Source organism: Streptomyces sp. UNOC14_S4 (genome assembly GCF_020740835.1).
GTDB lineage: Bacteria > Actinomycetota > Actinomycetes > Streptomycetales > Streptomycetaceae > Streptomyces.
Window position 1 is genome coordinate 1 of the sequence record NZ_JAINFC010000808.1, and the last position, 2,255, is coordinate 2,255.

1 protein-coding gene and 1 pseudogene are annotated in these 2,255 nt (G+C 70.7%); one reads left to right on the plus strand and one right to left on the minus strand.

Features of this window, described 5'->3' with window-relative positions:
- Window positions 1-20: 20 nt before the first annotated feature.
- A complete protein-coding gene (locus K6I34_RS35950; RefSeq protein ID WP_374231114.1) occupies window positions 21-1,532 on the minus strand; it encodes a hypothetical protein in 1,512 nt (503 codons plus the stop codon).
- 537 nt (window positions 1,533-2,069) lie between these two features.
- Between K6I34_RS35950 and K6I34_RS35955 the strand changes: the two are divergent.
- Window positions 2,070-2,255 (plus strand): annotated as a pseudogene (locus K6I34_RS35955) (DNA primase); the annotation flags it as partial.

Below are 2,255 nucleotides of genomic sequence, written 5' to 3' on the forward strand. Positions count from 1 at the left end.
GGTGCGGTGGGTGCGGGGGGTCAGACCGCCTGCACGGCTTCGGCCGATTCCGGCAGGTGGATGCCGAGTTGCTCGGTGAGGGAGATGACCTCCTGGACCTGGCCGAAGTCACGGGCGGCGGTGCCGACGGTCTTGCGCAGGCGGTTGTTCACCCGCTCCGAGCGCACCTGCTTGGCGATCTTCAGCGCCTTGCCCGCCATGACACTGGCCTGCTCGGGCTCGCGCTGCATCAGGTGCACGGTGGCCATGCCGATCAGGTTGAGTGCATACGAACGGTGGTGGTCGCCGTCCTGCTCGAAGAGGTGGACGGCCTGCGCCATCTTGGGCCGGGCGAGCTCGGCGTAGGTGGGGCTGCGGCCCGCGACATAGGCGAGGTCGCGGTAGGAGTGGGCGTTCTCGGCGTTGAGCTCGGCCTCGGAGAAGAAGCGGATCCAGTCGGGGTCGTCGTCGCCGGGGCCGCAGTCGGCGAAGCAGTCCTCCGCCATGCCCACCGCGCGCTTGCACTTGGCGGGCTGGCCCAGGTTGGCGTACGCGCGGGCCTCCACCGCGTAGAGCATGGCCTGGGTGCGGGGGGTGGCCGTCTCGCGCGAGCCGTACTGCCCGAGGTGGATGAGCTCCAGGGCGTCGTCCGGCCGGTCGAGGTGGATCATCTGGCGGCCCATGCTGGAGAGGATGTACGACCCGAGGGGGCGGTCACCGGCCTCCTTCGCGGCGTGCAGGGCCAGCACGAAGTATTTCTGGGCGGTGGGGTGCAGGCCGATGTCGTAGCTCATCCAGCCCGCCAGCTGGGCCAGTTCGGCGGCGGCCCTGAAGAGGCGCTTGGAGGTGGCCTCCGGCTGGGGCTCCTGGAGCAGGTCGGTGACCTCGTGGAGCTGCCCGACCACGGCCTTGCGGCGGAGCCCGCCGCCGCACTGGGCGTCCCACTGGCGGAACATCACCGTCGTGGACTCCAGCAGGTCGAGCTCCGGCCCGGAGAGCCGGGACGCCCGCGGGGAGCGGTCCTGCATGCCGATGGCGTGGCTGTCGCGGCCGATGGGGCCGGGGGCCAGCCAGCGCTGCATGGGCTCGATCAGGGCCGGGCCCGCCGAGAGGGCGAGCGAGGCGCCGAGGAAGCCGCGGCGGGCCAGCATCAGGTCGCTGCGGGAGAACTCGCTCATCAGCTCGACGGTCTGCTCGCCCGCCCAGGGCAGGTCGACCCCGGCGACGGACGGGGACTGGTGCGCGGCGCGCAGGCCGAGGTCCTCGATGCCGACGACACAGCCGAAGCGCTCCGAGAACAGCTCGGAGAGGATCTTGGGGATGGGCTCGCGCGGCTGCTCGCCGTCGAGCCAGCGGCGCACCCGTGAGGTGTCGGTGCTGATGTGATGCGCGCCCAACTGCCGTGCTCTGCGGTTGACCTGCCGGGCCAGCTCGCCCTTGGACCAGCCGCTGCGCAGGAACCAGGAGCCCAGCTGCTCGTTCGGGCGTTTGTCGGCCCGGTCGGGCCGCTCAGCCTTCTCGGCACCTTCGACGCCGCTGCCGTTGCCGCCCACCTGGAAGCCCCCATCCCGCACTTCTGTTCCGTGCGTGAACCACGAATGGCCTGCCGCCCGTTGGCGGCCGCCGCTGTTCCGAACGATGCTCCACCCCGGCCGGGAACGGCATGCCGACGCAGATGTGGTGACGACATGACGCGTACGGCCGACCGGCGATACGGGCTGTGCCTCCGACCGCGTCCCTCCACGTCCGTGGTGTCCCACGTCCGTGGCGTCCGCGTCGGCGGGTGCATCTCCGAAGTCCGTGCACCGAAAGTAATCCTACGATCACCGATCACGCGAGGGCAGTCCAGTAAACGCCACCATTCGCCACCCCAAGGAATGAACTCAACCGCACCTCTACGCGATTGACTTGACACATACCGATCAGAGGCGGGTCGGACCGGTGCACACCGCAGCGCGCGCCGGGAAGCGCGCTCCCGATCGCACACCGCCACGCCGTCGCATGGAAGGGCATGGAGGGATTCGGCGACCGTCCGTGTCCGAGACACTCCGAGTCGTAACCATCGGCGAGCACGACCCGTTGGAGGGGGCATGGGCTTCACTATCGGCGGCATCCGGGACCTGCGCTCGGGCTCTCGGCGCCGCGGACGCACGTCCGAACATGTGACGACGGTGGCCGAGTACACCGGTCTGTGGGGGTGGGACGTCGTCCCCGGCGCGCGCGCCTCGCGCAGCGGAGGGGTGCAGTGCTCCTGCGGCCTCGCCGACTGCCCCGCC